The sequence below is a fragment of the Cryobacterium sp. MLB-32 genome (assembly GCF_000738085.1).
GTDB lineage: Bacteria > Actinomycetota > Actinomycetes > Actinomycetales > Microbacteriaceae > Cryobacterium.
Genome location: NZ_JPRS01000201.1, coordinates 1 through 2,853 on the forward strand (window position 1 = coordinate 1; position 2,853 = coordinate 2,853).

General features: G+C 65.0%; 2 protein-coding genes. One reads left to right on the forward strand and one right to left on the reverse strand.

Going from position 1 to position 2,853, the window contains the following annotated elements; translation table 11 throughout:
- The first annotated feature begins 200 nt into the window (after positions 1-200).
- Positions 201-1,037: a class II glutamine amidotransferase gene (locus JF66_RS15775; RefSeq protein ID WP_035879527.1), complete on the forward strand. Its 837-nt coding sequence runs from the start codon at positions 201-203 to the stop codon at positions 1,035-1,037.
- Positions 1,038-1,157: 120 nt separating this feature from the next.
- Here JF66_RS15775 and JF66_RS15780 read toward each other — a convergent pair whose 3' ends face one another.
- On the reverse strand, positions 1,158-2,780 hold the full coding sequence (locus JF66_RS15780) for an AMP-binding protein (RefSeq protein ID WP_081882443.1): 1,623 nt from the start codon (positions 2,778-2,780) through the stop codon (positions 1,158-1,160).
- Between the last annotated feature and the right edge of the window lie 73 nt (positions 2,781-2,853).

Genomic DNA, 2,853 nt, shown 5'->3' on the forward strand with positions numbered 1-2,853 from the left:
GAAGCCGGGCGCGCGAGGATTCGGGGGTGCGGTGATGTCAGAACTAGGCGTCATCTTGTGAAGTTTAGCTCGGGGTTGCTGATCATCTCCCGTTTGTCTGCACGTCGCACCGCGATTGAGATGAGCGTCACGTAATCTGACATGGTACTGCTTATGGGTCTGGTGTCCGATCTCGGCAGATCCATCACGAAAGGCCTTTTATGTGCCGGCTGCTGGCCTACGCCTCACCCACCCCCCGTACGACACGGGCGGTGCTCGGCGGAAATCAGAGCGTGGTCTTCCAGGACATGACCCAGCTGCACAAAGACGGCTGGGGCAGTGCCTGGATTCTGGACGACGGCCCCGGTTCACGCGGCGTGGAGAAGGAACGATCCCCCCTGAGCGGAGCCGGCGACGACCGCCTCACCGATGCGCTCAGCGAGCGGATGTCCCGGGCCCAGCTCGTTCACCTGCGTATGGCCACCGACGGCATGTCCTGCCAGCCGGAGAACACGCATCCGTTCGTGCGCGACGGCCTGGCCTTTGCCCACAATGGCTCCCTCCAGCCTGGCTCTGCGATGGACGAGCACATCGCGCCCGAGCTGCTCCGCACCATGCAGGGAGATACCGACAGTGAACGGTACCTTGCCGTGATCCGCACCACGATGGCGGAGGGACACGACCTGTTCGAGGCGGTCTGTCTGACCGTGCGGGAGCTGCGTCCGCTATTTCCTGACATGAGCATGAACGCGATGATCCTCTCGCCCACGAAGCTCATCGCCATTCACGCGAGCGCCGACGCTGACACCCCGCACGACCTCTTCGACGCCAGCGGGTTGAGCGAGCAGGACCTTCCTCAGGACCACCGCACCGCGTACTACCTGATGCGCCAGCGTCGGTTTGCGGACGGCACCGTGGTCTTCGCCTCGAGCGGACTGGACATCGCCGGCTGGGAACCGCTGCCCGCGGAGAGCGTCACCTGCGTCGATCTCGACACGCTTGCGCAGGAGACGCGCTTGCTCACTGACGTGCCGGCCGCTCGTCCCGCCACCGCCTGAATCGGGCCCGTGATCGCTCACGGGCCCGATCCTGCACTCGCCTGATTGTGTCTGGGACTGATTGCGTGCAGGCCCGATTGCGCACGGGCCCGGCTGTTGGCCGGCCCGAGTTCCGCGTGACTAGACCGTCGTGCTGAGGGGGGCCGCTGCCTCGGCGGCGGCGTCTTCCTCCTGGAGCTTGCGCAGCGCGACCTTCATGATCTTGCCGGTGGCGGTGCGTGGCAGCGCCTCGACGAAGTCGATGTAGTCCGGAACCTTGAAGCTCGCAATCAGGACGCGGGTGTGCGTGAGCAGATCCACTTCGGTGACCGTGACGTCGGGACGCAGCACCACGTATGCCTTGGGGCGCTCGCCCCACTTGGCGTGCGGAATACCGACGACGGCCACGTCGAGCACGGTCGGATGCGAGAGGATGGCGTTTTCGACCTCGATGGTGGAGATGTTCTCGCCGCCCGAGATGATGATGTCCTTGGCGCGGTCACGGAGTTCGATGTAGCCGTCGGGGTGCATGACTCCGAGGTCTCCGGTGTGGAACCAGCCGCCGCGGAAGGCATCCGTCGTGGCCGCCGAGTCCTTGTAATACCCGGCCATCACGTTGTTGCCGCGCAGCACGATCTCGCCCATGGTGCGGGCGTCGGCGGGAACGTCGACCATGTTCGAGTCGACGATCCGGGCGGACTCGGCCTGCAGCATGCCGACGCCCTGGCGCGAGATCTTCTGCGCACGTTCGTGCTTGGGCAGATCGTCCCATTCGTGCTGGTATTCGCAGATCGTGTACGGTCCGTAGACCTCGGTCAGTCCGTAGACGTGCACGACGTTGATGCCGAGGGCGTCCAGCTGCTCGATCACCGTGGGCGACGGGGGCGCGCCGGCCGTGGTGATGCTGAGTGGACGCTCGACCACGTGCGCCTCGGCTGCATTGGCGATGATGCCGCACACCGTGGGGGCTCCGCAGAGGTTGGTGACGCCGAGCGAGTCGATCGCTCCCCAGACCGCTTCGGCACGAACGGCCCTCAGGCACACGTGGGTGGCTCCGGCGCCGGTCACAGCCCAGGGCGTGCACCAGCCGTTGCAGTGGAACATCGGGAGGGTCCACAGGTAGACCGAGTCGCTCGTGAACTGGTTGTGGAAGATCTCGCCGAAGGAGTTGAGGTACGCACCGCGGTGGGTGTACATCACACCCTTGGGCTTGCCGGTGGTGCCCGACGTGTAGTTGATCGCGATCACCTCGCGCTCGTCGTCCACGTCCCAGCGCAGCGGACGGTCGTCGAAGCTGCCGGGAACGATGCGGTCCGCCTCCGCCAGGAACGAATCCAGACTCTGTTGGCCGAACGACAGCCCGCTCTCCGCGAGGCCGAACTCGGGGTCGCCGATTTCCACGACGTGCTTGAGTGCGGGGCTCGCGTCATACGCGGAACCGACGGTCGCCACGAGTTCGGCGTCGAGGAAGAGCAGGGTGGCCTCGGAATGTGCGATCACATAATCGATTTCGGGCTTGGCGAGCCGGGAGTTGAGGGCAACCAGCACGCCGCCGGCGAGGGGTACCGCGAAGTGCGCGATCAGCATCTCTGGAATATTCGGTGCCAGGAAGATCACGCGGTCGCCCGGGTTGATGCGGGCGCGGATGGCGCGGGCCATTCGCTGAGCGATCGCCGAATACTCCGCGTAGGTGTAGATGCGATTGCCGTAGACGATCGCATTCTTATTCGGGAATACTTCTGCGGATCGCTGGAGGAAACGCATGGGGGTGAGCGGTGAATCGTTGGGGGAACCGAGCTGCGGGTCAATCACGAAGACTCCTTTGTCAGGGTGTACG